Annotated in this window: 23 protein-coding genes; 9 read left to right on the forward strand and 14 right to left on the reverse strand. The window is 60.6% G+C overall.

Going from position 1 to position 26862, the window contains the following annotated elements:
• The first annotated feature begins 132 nt into the window (after window positions 1-132).
• Window positions 133-1083, forward strand: a complete 951-nt coding sequence (locus tag EC919_RS11330; protein WP_133773936.1) for a LysR family transcriptional regulator — start codon at window positions 133-135, stop codon at window positions 1081-1083.
• Here the strand turns inward: EC919_RS11330 and EC919_RS11335 are convergent.
• The 3 genes from EC919_RS11335 to EC919_RS11345 form a co-directional block, all read right to left on the reverse strand.
• Window positions 1037-1267, reverse strand: coding sequence for a PA3496 family putative envelope integrity protein (locus EC919_RS11335; RefSeq protein ID WP_133773938.1), 231 nt, complete (start codon window positions 1265-1267; stop codon window positions 1037-1039). The genes EC919_RS11330 and EC919_RS11335 overlap by 47 nt on opposite strands.
• A 109-nt stretch (window positions 1268-1376) precedes the next feature.
• Entirely contained in the window at window positions 1377-2243 is an 867-nt protein-coding gene (gene hexR, locus EC919_RS11340) for a transcriptional regulator HexR (RefSeq protein WP_065988147.1), read from the reverse strand.
• A 117-nt stretch (window positions 2244-2360) separates the two neighbouring features.
• Window positions 2361-4427 carry a putative bifunctional diguanylate cyclase/phosphodiesterase gene (locus EC919_RS11345; protein WP_133773940.1) on the reverse strand — a complete coding sequence of 689 codons (2067 nt, stop codon included), beginning with the start codon at window positions 4425-4427 and terminating at the stop codon, window positions 2361-2363.
• Window positions 4428-4599: 172 nt separating this feature from the next.
• Between EC919_RS11345 and uvrD the strand changes: the two genes are divergently transcribed.
• From uvrD to EC919_RS11360, 3 genes are all read left to right on the forward strand, one after another.
• Window positions 4600-6783, forward strand: a complete 2184-nt coding sequence (gene uvrD / locus EC919_RS11350; protein WP_133773942.1) for a DNA helicase II — start codon at window positions 4600-4602, stop codon at window positions 6781-6783.
• Window positions 6784-6990: 207 nt separating this feature from the next.
• Window positions 6991-7845 (forward strand): Tim44 domain-containing protein, encoded by an 855-nt coding sequence (locus EC919_RS11355; RefSeq protein WP_133773944.1) that lies wholly within the window; start codon window positions 6991-6993, stop codon window positions 7843-7845.
• Between the two features lie 128 nt (window positions 7846-7973).
• Window positions 7974-8381: an SMI1/KNR4 family protein gene (locus tag EC919_RS11360; RefSeq protein WP_065988140.1), complete on the forward strand. Its 408-nt coding sequence runs from the start codon at window positions 7974-7976 to the stop codon at window positions 8379-8381.
• Between the two features lie 67 nt (window positions 8382-8448).
• Here EC919_RS11360 and EC919_RS11365 read toward each other — a convergent pair whose 3' ends face one another.
• Window positions 8449-10203, reverse strand: a complete 1755-nt coding sequence (locus tag EC919_RS11365) for a cation:proton antiporter (protein WP_133773946.1) — start codon at window positions 10201-10203, stop codon at window positions 8449-8451.
• 309 nt (window positions 10204-10512) lie between these two features.
• Between EC919_RS11365 and EC919_RS11370 the strand changes: the two genes are divergently transcribed.
• On the forward strand, window positions 10513-10998 hold the full coding sequence (locus EC919_RS11370) for an acyl-CoA thioesterase (protein ID WP_133773948.1): 486 nt from the start codon (window positions 10513-10515) through the stop codon (window positions 10996-10998).
• A gap of 18 nt (window positions 10999-11016) precedes the next feature.
• On the opposite strand, the gene pdxY is transcribed toward EC919_RS11370, so the two are convergent.
• Window positions 11017-11883, reverse strand: coding sequence for a pyridoxal kinase PdxY (pdxY, locus tag EC919_RS11375; protein ID WP_133773950.1), 867 nt, complete (start codon window positions 11881-11883; stop codon window positions 11017-11019).
• Window positions 11884-12016: 133 nt separating this feature from the next.
• Here pdxY and EC919_RS11380 point away from each other — a divergent pair, with 133 nt between their 5' ends.
• Complete coding sequence (locus tag EC919_RS11380; RefSeq protein WP_074886003.1) at window positions 12017-12409, forward strand: DUF3301 domain-containing protein; 393 nt, start codon at window positions 12017-12019, stop codon at window positions 12407-12409.
• 20 nt (window positions 12410-12429) lie between these two features.
• Here the strand turns inward: EC919_RS11380 and EC919_RS11385 are convergent, their stop codons facing one another.
• Complete coding sequence (locus EC919_RS11385; RefSeq protein WP_133774213.1) at window positions 12430-13392, reverse strand: CobW family GTP-binding protein; 963 nt, start codon at window positions 13390-13392, stop codon at window positions 12430-12432.
• 60 nt (window positions 13393-13452) lie between these two features.
• On the opposite strand from EC919_RS11385, the gene EC919_RS11390 reads away from it, so the two are divergent.
• A complete protein-coding gene (locus EC919_RS11390; RefSeq protein ID WP_432213809.1) occupies window positions 13453-13815 on the forward strand; it encodes an NADH:ubiquinone oxidoreductase in 363 nt (120 codons plus the stop codon).
• 12 nt (window positions 13816-13827) lie between these two features.
• Here the strand turns inward: EC919_RS11390 and zigA are convergent, their stop codons facing one another.
• Complete coding sequence (zigA, locus tag EC919_RS11395) at window positions 13828-15030, reverse strand: zinc metallochaperone GTPase ZigA (protein ID WP_133773954.1); 1203 nt, start codon at window positions 15028-15030, stop codon at window positions 13828-13830.
• An 87-nt stretch (window positions 15031-15117) separates the two neighbouring features.
• Here zigA and EC919_RS11400 point away from each other — a divergent pair, with 87 nt between their 5' ends.
• Window positions 15118-15507, forward strand: coding sequence for a glutamine synthetase (locus EC919_RS11400; protein ID WP_133773956.1), 390 nt, complete (start codon window positions 15118-15120; stop codon window positions 15505-15507).
• 66 nt (window positions 15508-15573) lie between these two features.
• Here the strand turns inward: EC919_RS11400 and EC919_RS11405 are convergent, their stop codons facing one another.
• Window positions 15574-16812, reverse strand: a complete 1239-nt coding sequence (locus EC919_RS11405; RefSeq protein WP_133773957.1) for an N-acetylmuramoyl-L-alanine amidase — start codon at window positions 16810-16812, stop codon at window positions 15574-15576.
• Window positions 16813-17058: 246 nt separating this feature from the next.
• Complete coding sequence (locus EC919_RS11410) at window positions 17059-17580, reverse strand: DUF3617 domain-containing protein (protein ID WP_065988113.1); 522 nt, start codon at window positions 17578-17580, stop codon at window positions 17059-17061.
• Window positions 17581-17755: 175 nt separating this feature from the next.
• Between EC919_RS11410 and cls the strand changes: the two genes are divergently transcribed.
• A complete protein-coding gene (gene cls, locus EC919_RS11415) occupies window positions 17756-19195 on the forward strand; it encodes a cardiolipin synthase (protein ID WP_133773959.1) in 1440 nt (479 codons plus the stop codon).
• A 52-nt stretch (window positions 19196-19247) separates the two neighbouring features.
• On the opposite strand, the gene cfaB is transcribed toward cls, so the two are convergent.
• The 5 genes from cfaB to hflK form a co-directional block, all read right to left on the reverse strand.
• On the reverse strand, window positions 19248-20432 hold the full coding sequence (gene cfaB / locus EC919_RS11420; protein ID WP_133773961.1) for a C17 cyclopropane fatty acid synthase CfaB: 1185 nt from the start codon (window positions 20430-20432) through the stop codon (window positions 19248-19250).
• 278 nt (window positions 20433-20710) lie between these two features.
• Window positions 20711-22666, reverse strand: coding sequence for a cation-translocating P-type ATPase (locus EC919_RS11425; protein ID WP_133773963.1), 1956 nt, complete (start codon window positions 22664-22666; stop codon window positions 20711-20713).
• Entirely contained in the window at window positions 22663-23730 is a 1068-nt protein-coding gene (locus EC919_RS11430; RefSeq protein ID WP_133773965.1) for an SPFH domain-containing protein, read from the reverse strand. The genes EC919_RS11425 and EC919_RS11430 overlap by 4 nt, the downstream gene beginning before the upstream one ends.
• Complete coding sequence (gene hflC, locus EC919_RS11435) at window positions 23727-24758, reverse strand: protease modulator HflC (protein WP_133773967.1); 1032 nt, start codon at window positions 24756-24758, stop codon at window positions 23727-23729. The genes EC919_RS11430 and hflC overlap by 4 nt, the downstream gene beginning before the upstream one ends.
• A gap of 11 nt (window positions 24759-24769) precedes the next feature.
• Window positions 24770-26737, reverse strand: a complete 1968-nt coding sequence (gene hflK, locus EC919_RS11440) for a protease modulator HflK (RefSeq protein ID WP_133773969.1) — start codon at window positions 26735-26737, stop codon at window positions 24770-24772.
• Between the last annotated feature and the right edge of the window lie 125 nt (window positions 26738-26862).

The following is a 26862-nucleotide window of genomic DNA, read 5'->3' on the forward strand; positions in this document are numbered from 1 at the left end:
TTACTGCATGTTGCTCGCAGGTGAAGCCACCCTATGACGAATCAGCAATTAACAAAAATGAGTAAATATTGGGTGAACCATAAGCAAAACCTTATAGTTGTTACTATCAGCTAAGCGACCAGGAGTAGATAAATGCGTAAGTCATTGATGCGCATGACGTTGCGTCAATTACGGATCTTTAATGAGGTCTGTGATTTGCGCTCTTACAGTCGCGCAGCTGAAGAAATGTCGCTGACCCAGCCGGCGGTGAGCCTGCAGATTCGTCAGCTGGAAGAGCTGGTCGGCCAGCCGCTATTTGAATACGTGGGTAAAAAGCTCTATCTCACGGAAGCAGCCGAGGCGCTGCAGCTCGCCAGCCGCGACATCTTTGGTCGGCTGGAGAACCTCGACATGCAGCTCTCCGACATGCAGGGCTCGCTGCAGGGGCAGCTCAAACTGGCGATCGAATCCAGCGCCAAGTACTTCGTGCCGCACCTGTTTGCGGCCTTCAAGCGCAAATACCCGGAAGTCATGCTCAACCTCACGGTCGTCAATCGAGCGCAGGTGATTCGGCGACTCTCGGATAACCGCGATGACCTGGTGGTGATGTCGATGGTCCCGCAGGACATGGGCCTGGAGTTCTTGCCCTTTCTGAATAACCCGATCGTTGCCGTGGCGCAGCCGGATCATCCGTTGACGCTGTTGCCCAATCCAATGTTGAAGGATCTGGAGTCGGCAACGCTGGTGGTCCGCGAGCAGGGCTCGGGGACGCGCAAGGCGTGCGAGGAGTATTTCAAGGAGAAGCGCATTCACTTCGAGCACACGCTGGAGGTCTCATCGGCCGAGGCGCAGCGCGAATGCGTGGTCGCGGGGCTTGGCGTCGCACTGCTGACGCGCCATGCGCTGAGCCTGGAACTTGCCACTGGCACGCTGATTGAGCTGCCAGTGGCCGAATTGCCGCTGTACCGAAGCTGGTGCGTCGTACAGGCACGGGACAAACGTCTGTCGCCGGTGGCTCACGCGTTCCTGTCATTCATTCGGACGGAGCGTACACAGATCAGCGAGCTGGTCGCGCGCTTTGATGGCCACCTTCCGAAGCGCTAGCGCTCTGCCAGAAGTGGGCCGTGGCGCCATCCAGATAGTTCGAGAGCTCCTGGTTCAGTCGGCGTTCTTCGGAATGGCTTTCGATCGCGCGCCGGAACGCCATGCGGCGTTGGTCTTCCTGCTGACGGCGGGTCTTGGTGCTGGAGGGGCTGTGCTGCTGCGAGTCATCGTAGTGCCGAGGCATATCCTGTCTCCCATTCGTGTGCGGGAGTACAGAGTGGCGGGACGCGGTGACGATCAGACGTCGGAAGCGTTACAGGTTGGTGAAGGTTTCAGCACTGCGGGGGCTTAGCTCAATCTTCGGATGATTTGATCGACTTCGGCGACAACCGCAGGCTGCGCAAACTACGCTTCACGCTTTTCAGGTGATTGACCAGGCTTGGACCGCGCGCCATTGCGACGCCCATTGCCAGGACATCAATGACCACCAAGTGCGCGATGCGCGAGGTCAACGGCGTATAGATCTCGGTGTCTTCGTGCACATCGATGGCGAGGTTGACCGTGGACAGCTCGGCCAATGGCGTCTGACTCGGGCACAGGGTGATCAGGTTGGCGCCGCTTTCGCGCACCAGATTCGCCGTGATCAGCAAGTCTTTCGAACGACCGGACTGGGAGATACACACCGCGACGTCCGTGGGTTTGAGCGTCACAGCCGACATCGCCTGCATGTGCGGATCGGAGTAGGACGCTGCCGTCAGTAACAGACGGAAGAACTTGTGCTGGGCGTCAGCCGCGACCGCACCCGAGGCGCCGAAACCGTAGAACTCGACACGATGCGCCGCAGCCATGACCGTCACCGCTGCCTGCAAGGCATGGGGGTCGAGCTTTTCGCGCACTTCTATCAGCGTGTGCAGGGTGGTATCGAAAATCTTCAGGCTGTAATCGGCGACGGAATCGTCTTCGTGGATGGCGAACTGCCCGAAGCTCGCGCCAGCGGCGAGGCTTTGGGCCAGCTTTAGTTTCAGGTCCTGAAAACCGGTACAGCCAATGGCGCGACAGAAACGCACGATGGTCGGCTCGCTGATGCCGACCGCATGAGCGAGATCAGCCATGGAGCTGTGCATCACGGCCGCCGGATCAAGCAGCACGTGATCGGCTACTTTCAGCTCCGACTTGCGCAAGAGATGGCGTGACTGGGCGATGTGCTGCAACAGATTCAAAGGGCAGGACTCAAATGAAGGATGGGCCGGGCTGTAGCTTTCTTGTAGTTATACTACATGACCTGCAAACCGCACAGTTAAACGATCTTCCCGTGGTCAACCGATCGGTGTTGAGGGTCAGGTCGCTTTGTAGTGTAGGGCTTTTCGTACAGGACTCCAGGCTTCGGCTTGCCGACTGCGCAGGATGCCGCCCATGACGCTCGCCTCCACTGGCCGACTGATCAGGTAGCCCTGCACCTCATCGCAACCATGCGACCTGAGAAACTCCAGTTGCTCGCAATCTTCAACGCCCTCGGCCACCACCCTGAGGTCAAGACTGTGGGCCATCGCAATAATCGCCTTGGTAATCGCCGCGTCTTCCGCCCCTTCATTCAAACCACGAATAAAGGCCTGGTCGATCTTCACGCAGTGCACCGGAAATCGTTTCAGGTAGCTCAACGAGGAATAGCCGGTGCCAAAGTCGTCGATGGCCAGTTTCACGCCGAGTGCGCGCAGTTGCTGAAACGTGGTGATGATGTGCTCGACGCTCTCCAGCAACTGACTCTCGGTGAGCTCAAGCTCCAGGTATTCCGGCTTGAGCGCGGTCTCTTCGAGTACTTGCCGCACGAGGCTGACCAGCTTGCCCTGACGCATCTGGTGCACCGAAAGATTGACGGACACCCTGATCGGAGCGAGACCCTCCCGCTGCCATTCGCAGGCCTGGTGGCAGGCTTTGCGCAGCACGAACTCCCCGATGTTGGCGATCAGGCCGGTCTCCTCCGCCAGCCCGATGAACTCGCCGGGCGAAATCAGACCGCGCTCGGGATGACGCCAGCGCACCAATGCTTCCGCAGAATTAAGGCGCCCGCTTTCCAGCTCCAGCTTCGGCTGATAAAAAACCTCCAGCTGCCCTTCTGCGATCGCGCGCCGCAGCTGGATTTCCAGCTGCAAACGACCGGGCGTACCTGCCTCTAGACTCTCGCTGTAGAACTGGAAATTGTCGCCGCCCAAGTGCTTGGCGTGCTGCATGGCCATATTTGCCTGGCTGACCAGGGCGGGAATGTCACGGGCAGAGCCCGGCAGCAACGCAATGCCGATCGAGGCACTGATCACCAGCTCATGGCCGGACACCGATATCGGCGAACGCAGTTTCGCCAGCAGGCGCGTCGTGATTCGCGCCATCGTGGTCAGGTTGCCGTGGCTGTCGAACAGCACGGCAAACTCGTCCGCCGACAACCGCGCGACAGTGTCGGCGTCTGCGACGTGGGCATTCAGCCTGCGCGCGACGAGGCGCAGCAGTTGGTCAGCGATGTCGTGACCCAGGCTGTCATTGAGCAATTTGAAGCGATCGAGGTTGATGTGGAGCAAGGCCAGCGTGCGCCCGCCATGACGCGCACGCTGGTTGGCCTCACGCAGCCGCTCGTTGAACAGCGCCCGATTGGCAAGGCCGGTCAGCTCATCGTAATGGGTCAGATAACGCGTACGCTCTTCATACTGGCGCTTCAACTCGCGGTTAAGCTCGTCGCTTTCGGCCTGGGCCTGTTGAAGATGCTCAATGAGCGCCACGTTCTGAAATCGCCGGATCAGGCCCCGCTCAATCAGACGGTTGACCTGCGCAGCCACCACGATCAGCGCCAGCAGCAGGATCAGTCCGAGCCAGCCCCAGCCATGGCATTGCGGGTCGCCGGTCCAGAACAGATAGAAGATGGGCGGCAGCAGGCACGGCAGCGTGAAGGTGAGGAACGCCGTAATGCTCACCGCATAGGCCACACTGGCAGACAGCGTCGCAGCGCCGATCAGACCGAACGCCCAGGCCTGCTGGGCCAGGCTTTGCGCCGGCATCAGCACCAGCGCGGCGCTGGACAGGGTGAAACCGCTGACGCAGGCGCCGGCCAGAAACATGCGATTCCAGATCGGCTGCGATCGACGATCGAGTGATGCCGACCTGAACGCCGCGACTTGCAGCACGCGCAGGCACACCAGCGCTGAAAGCCATCCCAGCCAGACGCCAACCAGCACGTACCGCTCGGGGCTCCAGAGCAGCCACGCGCAGAGCAAACCATTGATGAACATGAACAGGGTCGGCAGCAGAGACCCCTGATAAAGAAGGCGGGTGCGCTCGGCGGCAAGCTGGGTCGCGAACTGCTTGCAGATGACACGACGTGTCGCCACGGAGTCTGCCGGGGCTTCGGAGCTGAAGGTCATGGCGTTTCTTATAATTGGTGGCCTTGAACGTTCGCGGAGGATACACAAGCGTCCGTCGAGACCAAACAGTCATCAATTAAAATCTACAGACGGCAAAAAATCGGAGTGACAACATCACGACCGGCCAGCGTTAGGGTTTGCCCATGCCCTCACGGCGCCCTAGAATGCCCCGATGCGCGATGACCTTTCCCTTCTGCTTAACTCCCTCAACGATGCCCAACGCCAGGCCGTAGCTGCCTCCGTGGGTCGTCAGTTGGTCCTGGCCGGCGCTGGTTCCGGCAAAACCCGTGTGCTGGTGCACCGTATCGCCTGGTTGATCCAGGTCGAGAACGCCTCGCCGCACTCGATCCTGTCGGTGACGTTCACCAACAAGGCTGCAGCCGAGATGCGCCATCGCATCGAGCAGTTGATGGGTATCAACCCGGCCGGCATGTGGGTGGGCACCTTCCACGGCCTGGCGCACCGCCTGCTGCGGGCGCACTGGCAGGAAGCGGGTCTGAACCAGAGCTTCCAGATCCTCGACAGCGATGACCAGCAGCGACTGGTCAAGCGCGTCATGCGCGAGCTGAATCTGGATGAGCAGCGCTGGCCGGCACGGCAAGCGCAGTGGTTCATCAACGGGCAGAAGGACGAAGGCCTGCGCCCCAAACACATTCAGGCCTCGGGCGACCTGTTTCTGACGACCATGAAGTCAGTCTACGAGGCGTACGAAGCGGCCTGTCAGCGCGCCGGCGTCATCGACTTCTCCGAGCTGCTGCTTCGCGCGCTGGATCTGTGGCGCGACAACCCGAGCCTGCTTGCGCACTATCAGCGCCGTTTCCGTCACGTGCTGGTGGACGAATTCCAGGACACCAACGCCGTTCAATACGCCTGGTTGCGCCTGCTTGCCCAGGGCGGCGACAGCCTGATGGTGGTCGGCGACGACGATCAGTCCATCTACGGCTGGCGTGGCGCGAAGATCGAGAATATTCATCAGTATTCCGAAGACTTCCCCGACACCGAGACCATCCGCCTGGAGCAAAACTATCGCTCCACCGCGAGCATCCTCAAGGCCGCCAACGGCTTGATCGTCAATAACACCGGGCGACTGGGCAAAGAGCTGTGGACCGACGTCGGCGATGGCGAACTGATCAATCTGTATGCCGCGTTCAACGAACACGATGAAGCGCGTTATGTGGTCGAGACCATTGAGAGCGCGATCAAGACCGGCCTGGCGCGCAGCGACATCGCCATTCTGTATCGTTCCAACGCCCAGTCCCGGGTCCTCGAAGAGGCATTGCTGCGCGAGCGCATCCCGTACCGTATTTACGGTGGCCAGCGCTTCTTCGAGCGCGCCGAGATCAAGAACGCCATGGCGTATATGCGCCTGCTCGACGGACGCGGTAACGATTCGGCGCTGGAGCGGGTAATCAACGTCCCGCCCCGCGGCATTGGCGAGAAAACCGTCGAAGCGATTCGCGAGCATGCGCGCCATGCCGACGTTTCCATGTGGGAAGCCATGCGCCTGCTGGTCGCCAACAAAGGCCTGACCGGTCGTGCAGCTGGGGCGTTGGGCGCGTTCATCGAACTGATCGAGAACCTCGCCGCCAAGGCCGCGGACATGCCGTTGCATCTGATGACTCAGACGGTCATCGAGCAGTCCGGCCTGATCACGTACCACAAGGAAGAGAAAGGCGAGAAAGGCCAGGCCCGGGTGGAAAACCTTGAGGAACTGGTCAGCGCCGCACGCGCCTTCGAGAACAGCGACGAAGAGGAAGACCTGACGCCGCTGGCTGCATTCCTTGGCCATGCCTCACTGGAGGCAGGCGATACGCAGGCGGATGAGCACGAAGACAGCATTCAGTTGATGACGCTGCACAGCGCCAAAGGTCTGGAATTCCCGTACGTGTTCCTGGTAGGGATGGAAGAAGGCCTGTTTCCGCACAAGATGAGCCTGGAAGAGCCGGGCCGCCTGGAAGAAGAGCGTCGTCTGGCTTATGTGGGCATCACCCGCGCCATGCAGCATCTAGTGATGACCTACGCAGAAACCCGACGCCTCTACGGAAGTGAAACCTACAACAAGGTTTCGCGCTTCGTGCGGGAGGTTCCGCCCAACCTGATTCAGGAAGTGCGGCTGTCCAACAGCGTGACCCGTCCGTTCGGCGGTTCCAAAACCATGGCCCCGAGTCGTCTGTTCGATGGCGAAGCCATTCCGCAGAGCCAGTTCTCCTTGGGCCAGCATGTACAGCACGCGGTGTTTGGCGAAGGCGTGATCCTTAACTTTGAGGGCTCAGGCGCTCAGGCGCGGGTGCAGGTGAATTTTTCGGAAGGCAGCAAGTGGCTGATGCTAGGGTACGCGAAGCTCGAGCCGGTTTGATCGGCAACTGACGATGCGTTGATGCGCCCCTTGTATTCCCACATCCAGCCCCCCATCTTTCCTACAGAACTTTCTTCACCTGCCTACAACCCAAGTAGGGCAGGCAGGTGAAGATTCACGCAAAAGCCGGAAACATATGGCCGCTGGTCATCCCCATTTGTCCTGTGCAACATGGCGCGCGTGCAATCCACAAACGGGAATTCCCTTATGCAACGTTTTCTTAGCATCGCTTTGGCAATGATGATCGGGCTCACCATGAGCCTCGACGTCAATGCTGCGCGTTTCGGTGGTGGCAAGAGCATGGGCTCGGCGCCAAGTCACCAGGCGCGTCAAACAGCTCCTTCTGCTCCTGCCGCAGCACCTAACGCCGCTGGCCGTCCTGCGCCTGCTGCTGGCGGTGCTTCCAAATGGCTGGGCCCATTGGCCGGTCTCGCCGCCGGGGGTCTTCTGGCTTCCATGTTCATGGGTGGTGGCTTTGAGGGCATGCAGTTCTTCGACATCTTGATCATGGCGATCATCGCCTTCGTGATCTTCCGCTTCATCGCGGCCCGTCGACGCAAACAGCAGCCACAGATGGCCCCCGCTGGTGCTCCTTATCAGCGTGAAACCTTCGAACAGCCACAACCGGCACAGAATTCGATCTTCGGCGGTTCCGCTCCTGCAGCGGCAGCCCGTCCGGTGATCAATGCGCCGGCGTGGTTCAACGAAGAACGCTTCCTTGAGGCGGCCCGCAGCCACTTCCAGTCGCTGCAACAGCACTGGGACGCGAACGAGATGGACAAGATCTCCGAGTTCGTGACCCCGCAGATGCTGCAGTTCCTGAAAAAAGAACGCGCGGATCTGGGTGAAGGCTTCCAGTCCACGTTCATCGACAACCTCACTGTGCAACTGGACGGTCTGGATGATCGCGCCGACAAGACCATCGCTACGCTGACATTCAACGGTGTGTCGAAAACGTCGCGCTTTGATCAGGGCGAAGTGTTCAGCGAAAGCTGGAACATGGAACGCGCCCAAGGTGACAACCAGCCTTGGCTGGTGGCAGGTATCCGCCAGAACGGCTAATACCGTTGAGCTGCTGCAAATGAACCCCGGACTTGTTCCGGGGTTCTGCTTTTTATAGAAGCCAAGTTAATTTGGCGATGCCTTTGAGCTACTGTATAACCCGCGCAAATCGTTAGAGGATCCACGTCGTGGAAGAAGTCATCGAACAACTCCGTGAAGCCAATGAACCGGTCCCTGTCCCGCTTGAACTGCCTGATGAAGATCAGCTGGTCGAGGTTGAGGAGCAGCTGTTCATCAATATCCCCTTCGTCTTCAAGGAGTTCTTGCTGACCGTCAGCGACGTGGTCTACGGCAGCCTTGAGCCCGTCACCGTCACTGATCCGGGCTCGCATACGTATCTGCCGGAAGTGGCGGCGACTGCCTGGGACATCGGCGTACCGCGCGAGCTGATCCCGATCTGTCAGGACGGCGAAGATTACTACTGCGTTGAAGAAGACGGCACTGTCGTGCTGTGGTCTGGCGAAGAAGAACTCGTCACCGAAGAAAGCTGGGAATCCGTCTGGCACTGGGCGCGTGACGTGTGGCTGGAAAGCTGAGAATCAAAACCGCTGTCCTCAGTCAGCCTTCAGGCACCAACCTCAAGGCTGACTGAGATCCCAGAGCTCATGGCTCAGGGTGGTTACCGAGGGTTTCGAGCAACGCGATCTGCATGCGCGTGTGGACCCGGATAAACCAGCGCCACAATACGGCAGCCACCACGGCCGCCACGACGACGATCAGCATTAGCCACTCGCGCGTCGGCAGCATGCTGGATGACAGCAATGCGATGAGCAGAAAAATCACCACCAATGACAGCAACGGGATCACTTCGGCGATCACCCGCCGAACGCGCGCTGTGTGCCTGCCCGCCATCTCCGGCTTCACGCTCATCTCCGCCAGCAGCATCGACAGCGCCTTGAGCTTGCGATAAGCAGCGATCAGAAACGGCAGCGACAGCAGCAACGACGCACCCCAGATCCAGGCTTTTTGCTGCCCGACATCGCTGACCCAGTCGCTGAAATAAACGCCAATCCGTTCTGCAAAGAATGCCCCGGTGAAGAAGATGGCGATGACCAGCGCCAGATTGATCCCGACTTGCAGCAGGATCTTCCGGATCATCGCCGCCAGCACCGCGCCCTGTCCCTGCGGCTGAATGCTGCGCAGCCACTCTCCGTACAGTCCGAACACACGTGCCATGCGTGCAGGCACAATGGCGCCCAGCGTGTGGGACAGCGGGTCGGCAGCCCGGATGAGATAAGGGGTGAGGAGCGTCGTGATCGCGGAGACCGCCACGGCGACGGGGTAGAGAAAATCGCTGGTGACCCGCAGCGTCATCCCCAGCGCTGCGATGATGAAGGAGAATTCGCCGATCTGTGACAGCCCCATCCCCACACGCAGCGAGGTCTTGCCGTCGTTGCCGGCGATGAAAGCGCCAAGCCCGCAGGAAATCATCTTGCCCAGCACCACAGCGACCGTGATCACCGCGATGGGCCAGGCGTAATCGAGCAGAATCTTCGGATCAATCATCAAGCCGATCGCGACGAAGAAGATCGCGCTGAACATGTCACGGATGGGCTCGACCAGGTGCTCGATCTTCGCCAACTGCCTGGATTCGGCCATGATCGCGCCGATGAGAAATGCCCCAAGCACCATGCTGTACTCAAGTTTGACCACCAGCAGGCAAAACCCGAAGCACAACCCCAATACCGTGATCAGCAGCATCTCGTTGCTCTCGAACTTCGCGACATAGGCCAGCACTCGCGGCACGACGAGAATGCCGATGACCAGCGCCACGATCATGAACAGCGACAGCTTGCCGACCGTGGAAAACACTTCGCCGGAACTGACTGTGCCGCTCACGGCGATACCTGATAAGAGCGCGATGATGCCAATGCCGAGGATGTCTTCAACGATGAGCACGCCGAAGATCAACTGGGCGAAGCGCTGATTTTTCATCTTCAGGTCGTTAAGCGCTTTGACGATGATGGTGGTGGACGAGATCGCCAGAATGGCACCCAGGAACAGCGAGTCCATGGTGTTCCAGGCGAAGAACTGGCCGATTTCGTAACCAATCCAGATCATCAGCATGATTTCGAGAAACGCGGCAATGAACGCCGTCGCGCCCACCTTGAACAGCTTGCGCAGGCTGAATTCCAGGCCAAGGCAAAACATCAGGAAGATCACGCCGAGTTCGGCGAGGGTCTTGATGGTGTCTTCGTCGTGAATAAGGCCAAAAGGCGGGGTGTGCGGGCCGATGATGAAGCCGGCGACGATATAGCCGAGCACCACGGGTTGCTTGAGCCGGTGAAACACCACCGTTACGACGCCCGCCACGAGCATGAGCACCGCCAGGTCTTGAATGAAACTGATGGCATGCATGGGCGCTGCTCCTGCTGGCAATCGGTGAAATGCGCGTATCCGTCTGAAAGAGAGACGACTGCTGTACGAAAACTCGCCAACGAAGCCTGAATATTCTGACTGAGACGCAGGATTTACCCCATCCAAGGGCTTCCGCAGGTTAACACCGCACAAAAGCGTGGTAAGCCAGTGCAATATATGGAAACAGATGGGTGCAGGGCGTGACGGCGAGGCGGCCGTTGGCGTCCCGGTATCAATGGTTTTGTAGCCAATCTGCATTCGAGCACCTGAGCAAGGTGCGTTCTGACCCTTTTAGACCGTGAGCCCGCTATGGAACCCGGAAACGCCCAGCTGTCGATGACTGTATTGATGACCCCGGACATGGCCAACTTTTCTGGCAATGTGCACGGCGGGACGCTGCTGAAGTACCTCGACGAAGTGGCCTACGCATGTGCAAGCCGTTACGCAGGACGCTATGTGGTGACCCTGTCGGTGGATCAGGTGATTTTCCGTGAGCCGATTCACGTCGGCGAGCTGGTCACGTTCCTGGCATCGGTCAACTACACCGGCAATACGTCGATGGAAGTAGGCATCAAGGTGGTGACCGAAAACATCCGCGAGCGATCGGTTCGTCACACCAACAGCTGCTTCTTCACCATGGTGGCGGTGGATGACCAGCGCAAACCTGCCAGCGTGCCGCCACTAACGCCGGCCAACGGCGAAGACAAGCGCCGTTACGTGCAGGCACAACAACGCCGCCAGATCCGTCAGGAACTGGAGAAGCGTTACCGTGAAATCAAGGATGAGCCGGTTTAAGCCAGAGCCGGGTTCGGCTTACAGCCGGACCGCTTCGAACTTGACGCGCGGGTGAGCGATTCGGTCCTGCGCGCGTACCAGTTCCAGCTCGTAGCTGCCACAGGCCTGGGTTTCCAGGAGCACTTCATGCACCGCTGAGGCCGCGAATTCGAAGGCGCTGCGCAGATCGTCACCCAGCAGAATCCGTGACAGGAACAGCCCGGAAGTCAGGTCGCCCACGCCGACAGGCTGCCGAGGGAATGCCAGCAGCGGTCGGCGCAGGTGCCAGGTTTCGTGTTCGGTCACCAGCAGCATTTCAAAGCCGTCCGCGGGCTTTCCGGGATAGGCAAGGTGCTTGACGACCACCGCCTTCGGGCCTCGGGCCAGCAATGCGCGCGCCATGGCCACGCAGTCGAGCAACGATTCGGGTTTGCGGCCGGAGAAGCTGTCCAGCTCCAGCTGATTCGGGCAAAGAAAGTCAGCGACTGCAGCGGCTTCGTCCAGCAGGAAATCGCTCACTTCCTGCGGCACGATGCAGCCCTTTTCCGGGTGCCCCATCACCGGGTCACACAAATACAGCGCACGTGGATTGGCGCGTTTGATCTGCGCAACGGCGCTCAGAATCGCCCGTCCCTGCGCTGCGCTGCCCAGATAACCCGACAGCACCGCATCGCAATTGCCCAGCTCGCCTATCGCGGCAATCCCCTCGACCAACGCCGGAATCTGCTGCGGCGACAGGACTTCCCCTGCCCAGTGTCCATACTGAGTGTGGTTGGAGAACTGAACGGTATTCAACGGCCAGACATTGATGCCGATACGCTGCATAGGGAACACGGCTGCGCTGTTGCCGGCGTGACCAAACACGACATGCGACTGGATGGCGAGGAGATGGGGCGTACGTTTCATGGCAGGTTCCTGAGACCGGGAAGGCACAGTAGTGGCGATGCCGGACGAAGTGAAGCGAAATTAAACTTTCGGGCTATGGCTGTCTGTCACCCGACGCAGTTAAGCTGCAAGCCTTCTGTTGGAGTTCTTTTCCATGCTGACCCTGGGCAACATTTTCGTCCTCATGCTGCTGGCGACTGCCGGCGCCTGGCTGTGGCACGCCCATGGCCTGCGTGAACGGGCGCTCGAACGCGTCAAACAGCACTGCGCCAAACTCGATCTCGAGTTGCTTGACGGCAACGTGGCGCTGAAGCGACTCGCCTTCAAACGCGACAATGAAGGCCGCAAGCGCCTGGCGCGCGTGTATAACTTCGAGTTCACCGTCACCGGCGAGCATCGGCATCCCGGCACGATCACTATGTTCGGTGCCCACGCGGCGCAAATCGAGCTGGCGCCCTACCCGTTCGAGATCAAAGACCCGAAGCCGACCGCCGAAATCATTCAGCTGAGCCAGTGGCGTCAGGAGCACAATAAGTGGAAGCAGTGATCCGCTGTGGATAACTCGCTTTAGAGCAGACAGGCCGCCAGCGTTCTCTGCAAAGCGGCCTCGTCCTGAGGCCCGTCGAAGATCAGCTCAAGACGCGAGTCCCTGCGCCATTCACTTGACGACCAGTCCAACGCGCCTCCATTGAGCGCGTTGCCCGAGACCCATCCCCTTTCGCTGTGGATTACCAGCTTGGCGCGCAGCCAGCTCAAGGTTCGCAGCCAGGTTTGCACGTTCGCCGCATCAAATACCCGCTCAGGGTGCCAGCGCCAGCCGATGCTCCAGCCTTGCGCCTGTTGCTGGCTCAGGCAGACTGGCGCCATCGGTTCCGCCCACGCTGCATGAAGTTGCGCCAACGACCGCGGGATCGCCGAATTGTCGGAGCCCGCGTGAGCGCTGACGTCGATGCCGGGCAACGAGTCCAGCGACAATGCGCCGTGGTCAGCCCAGCGCAGCGGGCGATCAGGCAGCGCACCGGCAATCGCCTTTCGCGTGGACGGGTCCAGTCCTTCAGATTTGTTCAGCACCAACAGGCCCGCCTGCGCCAGGGCGTCTCGCTGGGTGTCAGGCAGCTCGTTACCTCGGGCGAGTGCCTGGGCGTCGAGCACCATGACACTGGGCTGAATCGACAGCACTCCGGTCCAGGGCGCTTCGTTTAGTTGCTTGATCAACTGAGCCGGATGCCCCAGCCCGGAGGGCTCTATGAGCAAACGGTCCGGTCTGGCCTTGCGTATCAGCCGGCCGAGGCCAATCTGAAAAGGCGCGCCATTGACGCAGCACAGGCAACCGCCAGCCACTTCGCCAAGTGCGATACCATCGTCGCCGGTCGTCAGCAGCGCAGCATCCAGGCCTATCTGGCCGAACTCATTGATCAGCACAGCCCAGCGCTCGTGCGCAGGTTTCTGCTTGAGAAGATGCCTGATCAGGCTCGTCTTGCCGGCACCTAACGGGCCTGCAATGACATGAGTGGGGATGTTCTGCAGCATGTCGGCCATTCTTGAGATCGCTCCTGAAATGAGCGCTGACGGAGGTAATTGATGCGAGCAATGTGGCTGCCCATGGGGCTGGCGTGGGCGCTGTCGGCGATGACGTCGACGCAGGTCTGGGCCGAGTCGTGCGTCGTGCACAGCCAAGGCGAGCGAGTGGACGTCAAAGTCTGTCAGGAAAATCTGAACATCCCGCCAGACCTGTTCCATGACGGTTTCTGCAAACCTCAGCTCAAGGATCAGAAAACAGAGGTTACGTACTCGGACCAATGCCCTGTCGGGTCATTTGGCCAGTGCAGCAACGCGCAGGTGGCCAATATGCCTTATCGGCAGAACATTCACTATTACGGCGTGGCCAGCGACGCAGCGTTTCTCAAACCGTTCTGCGAGCAGCAGAGCAAAGGCATCTGGAAAACGCAGTAAGACCAAGGAGCTTCACGCCGCATCACCGTACCAGTCGCCAAACGGATCAGGCATTGAGCGCCAATCTGCAACGCCGGCCGCCATCTCGGCGTCCGTCAGCAGACATTCATCCAACTCGGTAGCCAGCCGGCCGAAGTCGATGTTCTGCCCGATGAACACCAGTTCCTGACGGCAATCGCCGGTCTCCGACTCCCAGCTGCGCATGATCACCTGCGTGCTTTCGTCGTCCTGCGGCCACTGCGCCTTGGGCACGAAGCGCCACCAACGACCGGCGAAACCATGACGCATCAAGCCGCCGGCCTGGGACCAACTGCCCGCGTCCTCGTGCTTGTTGGCAAGCCAGAAAAAACCCTTCGAGCGCAGCAGCCGCCCGTTTTCCCACGGTGCATTCAGGAAATCGAAAAAGCGTTGGGGGTGAAAAGGCCGACGCGCCCGATAGGCCGTGGACGCAATGCCATAGTCTTCGGTCTCCGGCGTGTGCTCGCCGCGCAACTCCTTGAGCCAGCCCGGCGCCTGAGCCGCGCGTTCGAAGTCGAAACGACCGGTGTCGAGGATCTTGCCGAGGGGTACCGCGCCCATGACCATCGGCAGAATCTCTGCCTGGCTGTTAAGCCGCCGCAAAATCGCCATCAGTTCCCGCCGATCAGTTGAGCTGATCAGGTCGATCTTACTGATCAGTATCACGTCGGCGAACTCGACCTGCTCAATCAGCAGATCAGTGATCGCCCGCTCGTCTTCTTCGCCCAGGGTCTCGCCGCGTGAAGCCAGGCTCTCTGCGGCGTTGAAGTCCTGCAGAAAATTCAGGCCATCGACCACCGTCACCATGGTGTCGAGTCGGGCAACATCGGCCAGGCTCCGGCCCTGTTCATCGCGAAAGGTAAACGTCTCGGCCACGGGAAGCGGTTCGGAAATGCCCGTGGACTCGATCAGCAGATAGTCAAAACGGCCCTCATGGGCCAGCCGACTTACCTCTTCCAGCAAGTCTTCACGCAGGGTGCAGCAAATGCAGCCGTTGCTCATCTCCACCAGTTTTTCTTCCGCCCGATTGAGGCTGACGTCCCGCTGAACTTCGCTCCCGTCGATGTTGATCTCGCTCATGTCGTTGACGATCACGGCGACGCGCAGTTTGTCGCGATTGCGCAGAATGTGGTTCAGCAGCGTGCTTTTGCCAGCGCCAAGAAAGCCGGAGAGGACGGTAACGGGAAGGCGGTTCATGAAGGTTTCACCAGAGTGCGGATGTGTTCGTTTTTTACGTTATAGTATAACGATACATAGGCGCTAATCTTTTTTTAAGGCAGCTTCATGACTCGGTGGTTTTGGTTATTGGCAGGCTACTCGCTGTTGCTGAACACGCAAGCGTTCGCCCTGCCGCCCTCGCCCAGGCTGGACAAGGCGTTGTGCACGCGCACTGCGACGCTGTTGGCCTGCATCGATGCCGACGACAACACGTACAGCGTGGTGCTGGCAGGGAAAACCATGTTTGTGCGCGGCTTCGAAAGTGTGGGCAAGCGCCGCTGGGCGCAGACCAACAGCCGATACGGTTCGCTGACCTTCTTCACCGGGCTGGCATCGGACGGCGAGACCTGGGTGGGGTACACCCGGAAGGTGGGCTGGACGACGATCAGTCGGGTGTCGAGTTCGAGCGGGAGCCGGACCAAAATCACCTGCGACCGAGTGATGGGTTGTCGGTGAGCCGCGCGGCTTGCCCGTCTCCGTAGACAAGCACTCTGCTCTCCGCGGGGCTCGGCATCGTGATCCTCAGACCATTGCCTCATTCGCCTTTTGCTCTTGCCGCCACGCCACGTACGATCCTGCCGGCGGATTGCGCTCGAAGTAGCGCTTCATACCATCAAACAAACCATCGGCCACGGCCTGCTGATGGCGCGCGGTAACAAGACGCTGACTGTCACGGCTGTTGGAGATAAAGCCGGTCTCGACCAGAATCGACGGCACATCCGGTGATTTCAGCACTGCAAACCCGGCCTGTTCCACGCGCTTCTGGTGCAGCGTCGTGATCCCTTCCAGGCTACCCAGTACGGTGTGACCCAAATCCAGACTTGCGGCGATCGTGGCGTTCATCGACATGTCGAGAATCACGCCGGCCAGCATCGGGTCCTTGTCTTTCAGATTCAGCAGGCTGGTCGCACCGATCAGGTCGGCACCGTTTTCACGCTGGGCCATGAACCGCGCTGTCGCCGATGTCGCGCCGTTCTCCGACAAGGCAAACACAGACGCGCCGGAGGCCGTCAACCGAGGGGCGGCGTCGGCGTGGACCGAGATGAACATGTCAGCGTTGTACTTGCGCGCAACGTCTACGCGCTTGCGCAGCGGAACGAAAAAGTCGTCGTTGCGGACCAAGCGCACATCAAAGCCCTTTTCGCGCTTCAAACGCTTGGCAAGCAACTGAGCGATGGACAGCACGACGTCTTTCTCGCGCTCACCCTTCGAGCCGACAGCGCCAGGGTCTTTGCCACCGTGGCCTGCATCGACGACCACCATGATGTCGCGCTTGGAACGGTCTCTTCCCGTGGACTGGGCGGGCGGCTCTTTTGCCAACGGTGCGGCTGCGGCCAGCTGCACCGGTGGACGGGAAAGCACGTCATGCCCCAGATCCAGAACCAGCCGGTTACCCTGGGCACCCTCTGGGCTCAGCAGAAAGCTGTTGATCTGCACGGGGGATGTCAGATCAAGAACGATGCGCGTATCGCTCTGACCGAAATGGCCGGAACGAATGGACTTGATCGGCGTGTTTTCCAGCGCCAGCTGACTGAAGTTGCCCTCCAGGCGCGCGCCGCTGACATCAATGATGATCCGCTCAGGCGCGCTGAGCGTGAAGGTTTTGTACTGCACCGGGCCGCTGAGGTCGAACACGAGACGCAGCTTGCTATCCGAACGCCACAGACGAGCGTTTCGGATCTGCGTAGCGTTGACTGAAAATGGAAGCGCAAAGGCGGCGCTGGCCAAAAGCATGTTGAGCAGCATTTGACGTCGGTGCATGGCACGTTCCGAAGGCGAAGAGCATCCCGGCTCAGAGATAGAGGGTGATAGTTACAATATAACAGCCGGAATATCTGATGAAGATGAAGCTTTTTATAAGGTAGGCGGTATTTTTAACGAGCCTGTTCAACCCCTAAGGTGGAAAAGCTCATGTGAAACAATAAGATGTTCCACGTGGAACACGGCCTTCTATCTGAACAGACAAAAACGCCCTGACAAGTCAGGGCGCTTGATAATCAGGGCGAATCAGGTTCTCGGTTTTACAGTGCCACACTGCTGACCCAGCCAAACAGCGCGCGTGTCCATGCTGCCGTTCTGCTGCTGGCCCGTGGCATTGAAGGAGCCGATGACATGGGTATTGAACTCACGGTCACTGAGGAACTGTGCGGTGCCAGTGCCTTGAGCGCGAGGGCAACTGAACTTGAATTTCCAGGTAGCACCGGTACGTTCAGTGATCTGCTGGGTGCAGCCCGACTTCGGATCGGTCAGCGGGATCTGCTCATTTTTGACCTGCTCTTGGGTCAGGCAAATACGCACGCCCTTCCCGCCAAGGGTAACGCCTTGTTTTTCCAGCATTTGCTCCATGGCCGCGCGCTGCTGCGGCGCCATCATTTGCAATTGCGAAAGCATCACTTGCAAGTCCGGCATTTGCTGGCCGTCCACCTGCATGTTGCTTGAGCTCAGCTCCCACAGTCCCGGCTGCAGCACCTGCGCCTGGGCGAAGGGCGCAGTCAGACAAACCATCAACGCCAGTACGCGCTTTTTCATGAATCGGGTTTCCTTTTTTACTCTTGGGCATCTTGATGCGGCCTGCACGCAAGCCACTGAACGATGACGGTTAGACGGCAGATCGAGTGGCCAGTTGCACCCGCAATAAAATAGCGACAATCCCGGTGCGGTGTGGTCTGTTAGACACCAATAAGCTTCTAGCACAAGGTTGCGCATGGATTACCACAGCCCGTATTTCTTTGGCTATTTGCTGGGTTTCACTCACCTGCTGGGCATTGTCGCAGCAATCCACGCCTTACTTACTGTACGTACTGCTCAGGGCTCGATTGCCTGGGCGATGCCCCTCATCTTCATCCCTTATGTGGCGCTCCTCCCGTATCTGGTTTTCGGGAGGAGTACGTTCGATGCCTACATCAAGGCGCGACGTCAGGCGAACACCGAGATGCGCACAGCGATCGCCGACTTCAACTGGAAGCCATGGATTGAAGAGGCGGTAGCAGCGCGGCGCTCGGATGCATATCGATCCCTGCGCGCCATGCCGAAGCTGGGCCGTATGCCGTGCCTGGCGAACAACGAAGTGAAGCTGTTGATCAACGGGGATGAAACGTTTGGCGCGATCTTCGAAGCCATAAAAAGCGCCAAAGAAGTGGTGTTCGTGCAGTTCTTCATCATCCACGACGACGACCTGGGCCGCCGCCTGCAAGGGCTGTTGCTGGAGAAAGCTGCCGAGGGCGTCGCTATTCATGTGCTTTACGACCGCATCGGCAGCCACGCGCTGCCAGCGCGTTATATCGAAACGCTGCGTGCCGGTGGTGTGCAGATCAAAGCCTTCGCCACCCGAGGCGGCTGGCTGACGCGTTTCCAGATCAACTTCCGCAACCATCGCAAGATCGTGGTAATTGACGGCGTCAAAGGCTTCGTCGGCGGGCACAACGTGGGCGATGAATACCTGGGCCTGAAGCCGCCGCTGGCGCCGTGGCGCGATACCCACGTTAGTGTGGTCGGACCTGTCGTGGCGTGTCTGCAGGAATCGTTCGCCGAGGACTGGTTCTGGGCGACTCGAGAAATCCCGCCGCTGATCCTGCCAGACAGTTACCCCGAAGACGGCGTGCTGTGCCAGTTACTCGCCAGCGGCCCAGCCGATGCGCAGGAAACCTGCTCGCTGTTCTTCGTCGAAGCCATTCACGCGGCTAGCGAGCGAGTGTGGATCACGACACCGTATTTCATTCCCGATGAAGCAGTGTCGGCGGCGCTGAGGCTGGCAGTACTGCGCGGCGTGGATGTGCGCCTGCTGCTGCCGTCGCGTCCTGACCACTACACGGTGTATGCAGCCTCCAGCTTGTTTGCGTTTGAAGCAGTCCGCGCAGGCGTTCGCATCTTTCGCTACAAACCTGGCTTCCTGCACCAGAAGGTGGTGCTGGTGGATAACGCGATCTCGGCGATCGGCAGCGCCAACCTGGACAACCGATCGTTCCGGCTCAACTTCGAACTCATGCTGCTGACCGTGGATGAGGACTTCGCGCGTGAGGTGGAAACCATGTTGATCGACGACTTCGCCCTCTCCCACGAAATCTCAGGCGAAGAGAGCAAAGAGACCCACCATTTGCAGCAGCTGGGAATGCGGGTCGCCAGATTGATTTCGCCCATCCTTTGATTGCGCACTCAGGGCCTGTGGAAGTGAGCTGACTGCCACAGGCTTCAGCCAATCACCTGTACACATCATCCCGCGTCATCGGCAAATTATGGCCGCCGTCCGCACGCGGTTTCACCGCCAGGATCTGGTGCAGGTTGATCCAGCCCTTGGAAAACGCGTAGGCACAGCCAGCCAGATACAATCGAAAGATCCTCAGCGCCTGCTGCGGCACCATCGCCGCGGCGATGTCGAGTTTCTCTTCCAGACGAGCGCTCCAATGCTCGAGGGTCTTGGCGTAGTGCAGGCGCAGACTTTCCACATCGACCACTTCCAGACCGGCCTCGCTGATAAATGCGGAGATCATCGACAGGTGCGGCAGCTCACCGTGGGGAAACACATACCGATCAATAAAGTCACCCGCGCCGCGCCCGACAGGCCGCCCATCGGTGTGCTTGGCGGTGATGCCGTGGTTCATGACCAGACCGCCCTCCTTCACCGCATCGAACAGGCATTTCGCGTAGAGCTCGAGATTGGCGTGGCCGACATGCTCGAACATGCCGACGCTGACGACCTTGTCGAAACGGCCGTCCTTGGGCAAATCCCGGTAGTCGAGCAGCTGCAATTCGACACGGTCCTGCAGACCGTCCGCGCGTACTCGCTCCCGGGCCAGCGCCAGTTGCTCGCGGCTTAACGTGATGCCGAACACCTTGACGCCGTACTCACTGGCGGCAAAGCGGGACAGCCCTCCCCAGCCACAGCCGACGTCGAGCAGGTACTCACCCGGTTTGAGACGCAGCTTGCGGCACAGATGATGAAACTTGTCCTGTTGCGCCTGATCGAGCGTCTCGTTGCCGGTCTTGAAGTACGCGCAGGAGTAGACCATCTCCCGGTCCAGCCACAGCCGGTAGAAGTCATTGGAGAGGTCGTAGTGGTAGGAAATCGACGCGGCGTCGGTGGCCTTGTCGTGCTCGGTGCGCACAGGGACATTGTCGTCGTCCTCATCCACCAGCGCTTTGGTCAGCTCGTCACACACCCGGACCACTTCGCTGATCGAGCCTTCCAGCTCAAGCCGGCCCTCAACGAAGGCGCTGCCAAGAAGGCCCAGACTTGGGTGGGTGAAATCGGAAACGAGGGATGGGTCCTTGACCACGATCGTGACGCGGGGATCACTGCCCAAATCGAGTTCGTTGCCGTCCCAGAGCTTGAGACGCAGCGGCAGATGAAGGTTCTGTAACGCCGGTGGAAGTTGCGCGAGCATATGAAATCCCCCTGATCCAGCTACACGGAAAAGGGTAGTCCATAACCGACTCCAGATCAGGAGCCGTCAGGCGATCGGCTTGTTTTAACGACAACGAATCTACAACGGGTACAACCCTGTGCCCCGGAATTCGAGCCAATGTGACGCCTGCAAATGGAGCACCCCGAACAAGACTGAAGTTAATTTGTAACAGAGTTCTTCAAAGCTCAAGCGAATTTTAATACTTAGTGGAGCCCCTCTAACCCGGCGCTTTCGGCTTAGGCGCCGGGGAATGGGGCTTAGGAGGGATTGTGAAACTTCGCGATGGGCTCGTGAAAACGCAGCAATCGACCAGCATTGCCCAGCACCAGCAGCGTGCTGAGGTTATGCAAGACCGCGGCAATCATGGCGCCGGCCGCACCCAGCACGCCGAAAGCCGCCATGGCGACAATGGCAAGCGTCCAGCCGAGTCCGATGATTACGTTCACCTGTAGGGTGTGGCGGCACTGACGGCTCAGGCGCACACAGGTGCCCAGACGGCGCAGGTCACTGCCGATCAACACGATGTCGGCGGAGGCCAACGCGATGTCCGCCCCGCCCGCCCCCATCGCAACGCCGACCACGCCGGCCTTCAGCGCCAAGGAGTCGTTGATGCCATCGCCGACGACCATCGGACGAAAGCCTTTTTTGATTTCGCTCATGACCCGATTGAGCTTGTCCTCGGGCAACGCCTGAGCGTGGATATCGCTGATGCCGACCTCGTGGCCCAGGCTGTCGGCGACACTCTGGCGATCCCCGGTCAGCAGTAACTGCCGGCCCAGGCCCAGCTCGCGCAGCTCACTCAGCGCCTGCCGGGCCTCGGGCTTGAGGCTGTCGGCCAGCAGCAGCCAGGCCAGAAAGTGCCCATTTACCGCGAGCCCGGCAATCGGGCCATCGTGATCGGGAACCGGCGACGTCGCAATGCCCAGCTGGGCGAACAGCTCAGGCCGCCCTAACGCCGCTTCACCCCGGGCTGTCTGTGCGACGACGCCCAGCCCCTGGCGTTCACGAATGTCGTCCAGAGGGAGCAGATGATCCTTGTCCACCAACGTCGCCAGCGCGCGACTGACCGGATGACTGCTCGCCGAACCCAGGCTTGCCGCCAGCTCGATAACGTCGTCGCCCGCGCCCTCCTCGGCCTGGACCGATTGCAGACGCAAACTGCCGTAGGTCAGCGTGCCGGTCTTGTCGACGACCAGCGAAGTCAGGTCGGCCAGTTCTTCAAGAAAAGCCGAACTGCGGATCAGGATGCCGTGGCGCGCGGCGACGGCAATACCGGCGATGGCTGTCGCCGGCGCTGACAGCACCAGCGCGCAGGGACAGGCGGCGACCAACACCGCCAGCATGGCCTGCGCGTTGTTGGTGATGAACCACGTCACGGCGGCGATCAGCAGCACCAGCACCATGTAGCTGCCGGCGTACTTTTCCAACAGCCGAGTGATGGGCGGTTTGGAGCGTTCGGCGCTTTGCATAAGCGCGATGACCTTGCCCAAGGTCGACTCGTTGCCAATACGCGTCACTTCAATACGCAGCAGGCCGTCGAGGTTGATCGCGCCACCAAACACTTCCATGCCCGCGCGCGCTTCAATCGGGACCGACTCACCGGTGATGGGAGCGGTGTCGAGGCTGGCCTGGCCGGAAATCACCAGGCCATCAGCCGGGACACGGTCGCCAGCGCGCACCTCCACGCGGTCACCCGCCACCAGCGTGCCGTTGTCGACTTCGCGGATGGCGCCATCCTTGTCGATCAACCGCGCATGGCTGCGGGTCAGACGGCCCAGTGCCTGAATGGCTTCCTGGGAGCCAATGACGCTGCGCTCCTCCAGCACATGACCGAAGATCATGATGATGGGCAGCAACGCGGCGGTCATCAGATCGCCCGTGGCCCAGGCGCCCAGCATGGCCAGTGCGATCAGTTGATCGGTAATGCCGTGCAGGCTGGGGTACCGCAGGCTGTGCCAGCCGGCGCTGACCACCGGGATCGCGACCAACAGCGAGGCGGCGCCCAACAGCAATTGGCTGACGCCAACTTGCTCGGGCGAGAAGAATCGCCAGACCAGCCCCAACGCAAGCAAGCCCAGGGCAAGCATCGCCAGGGTCAACTGACGGGCTGCGCTGCGCTGTTCGCGGCCGGTGAGCATGCTGCCGGGCGCGACTGGCGCGGTATGCGTGTGAGAAGAGTCGTGGGAATGGTTATGCACGGCTTCGCCACTCATTTGTCAGCTCCCTGGATGATCAGGCGGGAATCGTCGCGGGGGTCGACCGTAGTCACTGAGCCCGCCTGTTTCAGGATGACAGGCACCCGCTCGCGGTAGATCCGCTGCAGCAATCCGGGATCGCTCTTGTTCTGGATCGACACCGCCAGGCTCGTCACCGCAGCGGTGTCGGTCTGCGCCTTGGCCAGCCGTTCGGACGCTTGGGCATGGGCGACCTGCAACGTGCGGTCAGCCTGCTGATTGGCGGTCTGGTTGAGTTTCTCTGCATCCGTGCGCGCGTTCGCCACCGCCTGATCGGCTTGCTGACTCGCAGTAAGCACCGCGTTGAACGCATTCACCGCAGCCGCTGGCAGACTGGACTGCACGTCGACCCGCACGACTTCAACGCCCAGGCCGACGCCGGTGGCAGCCAGCTCACCAAGCCGCGTGTTGATGCCCTGCACCAGATCGCCACGCAGACGTTCGGGACGCTCGGCAGACTGGCTGTCGGAGCCCACCAGTTCGGGACGCGCCACCAGAATGGTGTCCAGGTCCCGCGCCGCCGTGAGGCTGACGGCGCTCCGATTGACCAGACGATCCAGTGCCGGCAGCACGTGCTCGCCCTGGAGCACGAACGTTCGTGGGTCGGTCACTTTGTAGTACGCCGTCACGTCGAGTTGTACGACACCGGCGTCGCCCGTGAGCAGATAGCCCGAGCCTGCCAGCGCGTCGCTCATCGGCGTCGCAAAACTGGTGATCTTGTCGGCTGCCAACGCAGTGGGTGAACGCAACAGCGTTTCGACATGGCGCTCTATCACGCGGTCAGCAGAAGGCAACAGCACCACCTGCTCGAACGGTTGCGGCCAGGCCAGCAATAAGCCGGCGTTCTGCACGCGGTCCAGCTCGCCAAAGCGAAACACCACGGCGCGGTTTTGTGGATCGATTTCCCGCACATTGGAGACAGCCCAGCCGAGCGCCGCCAGCAGGGTCACGACATACAGCCCCAGAAACGCCAGCCGGCTGGCCTGCAACCACGGGCTGTTCACCACCGGTCGCTCGATGTGCGCCGCGTCTTGCTCATTCATGGCTGCGTTCCAGCCTTGCCATCCAGGGTCGGCGGGCCGTCTACGAGCACACGGAAGGGCGCGGCATCGGTACGCAGAATCAGTTTGGTGCTCGGCCCCACCACGGTGCCCAGGGTGTCCAGCGAGCGCAACAAGTTGTACAGCTGCGGCGAACCGGCATAGGCGCGGCCGTAGATCTGCGCCGCCTCGACGCGGGATTGCGCTTCGATGTCAGCGGCTTTCACGGTTGCGTCGGCCTCGACAATCCGCGCGTCGCGTTCGGCGGCAGAGCGGATCTGCGCCGCCTCGCGCTTGCCGATGGCGGTGCGCTCGGTGGCAATGGTTTCGCGCTCGGCGCGCATGCGGTCGACCGTCGCGTTGAGGGTCACGGAGGGCAGCGTCAGACGTTCGACCCCCACTTGCAGGACGCGGACGCCATAGGTGGTCAGCAGTTGCTTGTCGATCTGCTGACGCAGCTGGTTTTCGAAATCGGCGATGCGCACCTGATTGGCGTCAGTGTTGATCAGGCTCGACAGATCGAAGCTTGCGGCAGTGGTTTCCAGTGCCGAGCCGACAAAGGTGCGGATCTGCCGCGCAGCTTCGTCCGGCTGGTTTTGCACGGCGCGCATGAAGCGCTTCACGTTGTCCGGATCGCCCTGCACCTGCCAGGCCACGTACGCCTGAACAATGATGCGCAGGCCGTCACGGGTACCGACGTCCTGCAAGCCGCTTGAGGTGGTGCGCAGACGCAGATCAACGGGGATTGCTGCTTCGAATGGCGCCGGCCAGCGCCAGCTCAGGCCGGGATCGAGTAGCACCCGGGCAGGGTTACCGAAGCGCGTGATGACTGTCGCCTCGCCGGAGCGCACCTGCACCAGACTCGCCGCCGCGACCGCGAAGGCAATCAGCACCGCAGCCAGTGCAGCACGACGCCATGGAAAAACGGCCGGGCCAGAGGCTTCGCCATGGTGATGGCCGTGATGGTGGCCGCCATGGCCGTGCTCGCTGTGGTCGTGACCGGAATGATCGTGGGAATGAAACAGACTCAAGAGACGACTCCTTATTCAGCCGAGGGCTGTTCAGCTGACGGGGTCGACGCTGCGGGGTCGACCGGGAGGGTAAAGGAACGCAGATCGATGGTCGGCGCGCTGGTGCCGCCGAGCCGATGATCCAGCACCAGCAACTGGGCGTGGGTCAGCCCTTGGGTCAGCTGACTGAAATACTGCTCCAGCAGAAACGCCTGGCCCGCTTTGGCGTAGCCCTGTTGTTCGGCGCTGAAACGCAAATCCGCACCTTGCGCAGTGGCCATCACTTCCCGCGAGGTGGCCGCTGCCTGATCGAGAGCCACGCTGGCGTGTAACTGCGCCACATTGGCCTGATCAGCCGCCGCGCCACGCTCCCGGGCAATCAGTGCCTGGGCGCTGATCTGTGCGGCCTGGACAGCGTGATAGGCGTTCGCCGCCCCTGCGGGCGGATGAATTGACTCGACCACGGTCGCGAGGATTTCTACGCCGCTGTCGAGTTTTTTCAGATCGCGCTGTACGGCGTCGCCGATGTCAGCCGCCAGATCATCGCGCTGCTCACCCAGCAATTCATCGAGTGTGCGCGAGGCGAAGTCGTGCACCAGCACCCGGCTGGCGGTGCTGCGAATAAGACTGGGGATGTCGGCGCTGTTGTACGTCGCGGCCAGTGCGGCTTCGTCCGTCAAACCGATGCGATACACAAAGCGCACGTCCATGTTGACGATCTGGAAGCTCTGCTTATTACCGGAGCCGCTGGCAATCACCTGCGATTTGTCATTGATGTGCGTGGCGTCCCACAGACGGTTGGCGATAGCGGGCGGCGGGCCTTCGGCAGGGTCAAGGGTCTGCTCGACACTCGCTCCTTCCGAGACGCTGGTCGCCAGTTCGTGGACCACACCATTTTCCACCGCCAGTACCGTCCCAAAGGGCCAAGGCAAGCCGGCGTGCAGACCCGGCTCGAGGACTTCAACCGGTTTGCCAAACCGTTCGTAAATGCCACGGCCCTGCATGGGGATTTCGTGAACACCGCTTAGCAACCAGCCCAAGCCGACGATGACTGCCAGCACCGGCAGAAAGGCGCGGCGCATGTAGGTAAACGCCCAGATCTGACGCAGGTCGATGCCGAAGCGGTTATGCAGCTCATTTCGCAGCGCCAACAGCGGACGCGGCGGCCAGCGCAGCAGACCAGCGACGAAGCTGCTGGCGATCAGGCGCGGTTCAAGGCGTTCGTTGTCCGGGCTGAAGACCGACAAGAATGCGCGGATGAGTAACTCGACAGCGACAAGCCCAGGCAACAGCCCAATCAACACCGCGAGCCGGGCGGGCCACAGACGATCAACGGAGGAAAAAAACAGGCAGAACGCCGTGACCAGTAGCGTACCGATGGCGACCTTGGTGATCTGCGCCAGCTGCTCGGCTTCAGGCCAACTGGCCTCGGACTCATTGCTGAATTGCCGCTCCAGCACCAGCAGCGCAAAGCCGATCAACAGCAGCAGGCCGCCGACCATGTTGCCGACCACGCTGACATTGCTGCCCGACAGCGCAAGGTTCCAGATCAGGCCGATGCTGATCAGCGACAGCAACGCCCAGCCTGCGAGCCAGAACACTGGCAATCCTACCTGGCCGACCATTGAGGTGCCGGCACCGCTGATGCGTCCGAGCACGCGGTCGTACCAGCCCCGCTGTTCGTCGTGAAGCAGCGCTTCTTCGTCTGCTCGAATTGACTCAGGTGGTGCGATGACGCCCGCGCGCCACTGGCTGACTACGTGCGCCGACTGCAATGCCGCCGCCAGCACAAGCAGGCTGGCGGCGCTGTTGGTCAGCACCGCCGTCCACAGCGAGTCGGGAGAAAAAAGGTCAACGAAAAGCGACACCACCAGGCCGATAACGCCCATCGCTCCTGTCAGGTACGTCAGCCGTGAAAGACGTCTCGATTGAACAGCCGCCTGCTGAAATCGCGGCAGGCTCGCCGGTGCAACGCCCTCATCATCCAGATCAACCCGCATTGCAGCTCCAAAGCCCGTTTAACGCTGTAATCATCACCCTTCCCGCCCGCCCATTGGCGTTGCGAGACACTGCTTCAAGCCACGCTGACACAGGGCGTTACGATATAACAGAAATCGTGAAATTT

Origin of the sequence: Pseudomonas graminis (assembly GCF_004364335.1) — a bacterium.
Lineage (GTDB): Bacteria > Pseudomonadota > Gammaproteobacteria > Pseudomonadales > Pseudomonadaceae > Aquipseudomonas > Aquipseudomonas graminis_D.

Excerpts from the sequence above, each read along its gene's own strand:
- zigA (WP_133773954.1), bottom strand. The coding sequence starts at position 15,030 with ATGAACCGCCTTCCCGTTACCGTCCTCTCCGGCTTTCTTGGCGCTGGC.
- EC919_RS11410 (WP_065988113.1), bottom strand. The coding sequence starts at position 17,580 with ATGAAAAAGCGCGTACTGGCGTTGATGGTTTGTCTGACTGCGCCCTTC.
- EC919_RS11330 (WP_133773936.1), top strand. The coding sequence starts at position 133 with ATGCGTAAGTCATTGATGCGCATGACGTTGCGTCAATTACGGATCTTT.
- EC919_RS11425 (WP_133773963.1), bottom strand. The coding sequence starts at position 22,666 with ATGAGTGGCGAAGCCGTGCATAACCATTCCCACGACTCTTCTCACACG.
- EC919_RS11365 (WP_133773946.1), bottom strand. The coding sequence starts at position 10,203 with ATGCATGCCATCAGTTTCATTCAAGACCTGGCGGTGCTCATGCTCGTG.
- EC919_RS11390 (WP_432213809.1), top strand. The coding sequence starts at position 13,453 with ATGTGGCTGCCCATGGGGCTGGCGTGGGCGCTGTCGGCGATGACGTCG.
- EC919_RS11405 (WP_133773957.1), bottom strand. The coding sequence starts at position 16,812 with ATGCACCGACGTCAAATGCTGCTCAACATGCTTTTGGCCAGCGCCGCC.
- EC919_RS11380 (WP_074886003.1), top strand. The coding sequence starts at position 12,017 with ATGCTGACCCTGGGCAACATTTTCGTCCTCATGCTGCTGGCGACTGCC.
- EC919_RS11430 (WP_133773965.1), bottom strand. The coding sequence starts at position 23,730 with ATGAATGAGCAAGACGCGGCGCACATCGAGCGACCGGTGGTGAACAGC.
- cfaB (WP_133773961.1), bottom strand. The coding sequence starts at position 20,432 with ATGCTCGCGCAACTTCCACCGGCGTTACAGAACCTTCATCTGCCGCTG.
- EC919_RS11385 (WP_133774213.1), bottom strand. The coding sequence starts at position 13,392 with ATGCTGCAGAACATCCCCACTCATGTCATTGCAGGCCCGTTAGGTGCC.
- pdxY (WP_133773950.1), bottom strand. The coding sequence starts at position 11,883 with ATGAAACGTACGCCCCATCTCCTCGCCATCCAGTCGCATGTCGTGTTT.
- EC919_RS11335 (WP_133773938.1), bottom strand. The coding sequence starts at position 1,267 with ATGCCTCGGCACTACGATGACTCGCAGCAGCACAGCCCCTCCAGCACC.
- EC919_RS11370 (WP_133773948.1), top strand. The coding sequence starts at position 10,513 with ATGGAACCCGGAAACGCCCAGCTGTCGATGACTGTATTGATGACCCCG.
- hflK (WP_133773969.1), bottom strand. The coding sequence starts at position 26,737 with ATGCGGGTTGATCTGGATGATGAGGGCGTTGCACCGGCGAGCCTGCCG.
- cls (WP_133773959.1), top strand. The coding sequence starts at position 17,756 with ATGGATTACCACAGCCCGTATTTCTTTGGCTATTTGCTGGGTTTCACT.
- EC919_RS11400 (WP_133773956.1), top strand. The coding sequence starts at position 15,118 with ATGACTCGGTGGTTTTGGTTATTGGCAGGCTACTCGCTGTTGCTGAAC.
- EC919_RS11345 (WP_133773940.1), bottom strand. The coding sequence starts at position 4,427 with ATGACCTTCAGCTCCGAAGCCCCGGCAGACTCCGTGGCGACACGTCGT.
- EC919_RS11355 (WP_133773944.1), top strand. The coding sequence starts at position 6,991 with ATGCAACGTTTTCTTAGCATCGCTTTGGCAATGATGATCGGGCTCACC.
- uvrD (WP_133773942.1), top strand. The coding sequence starts at position 4,600 with ATGCGCGATGACCTTTCCCTTCTGCTTAACTCCCTCAACGATGCCCAA.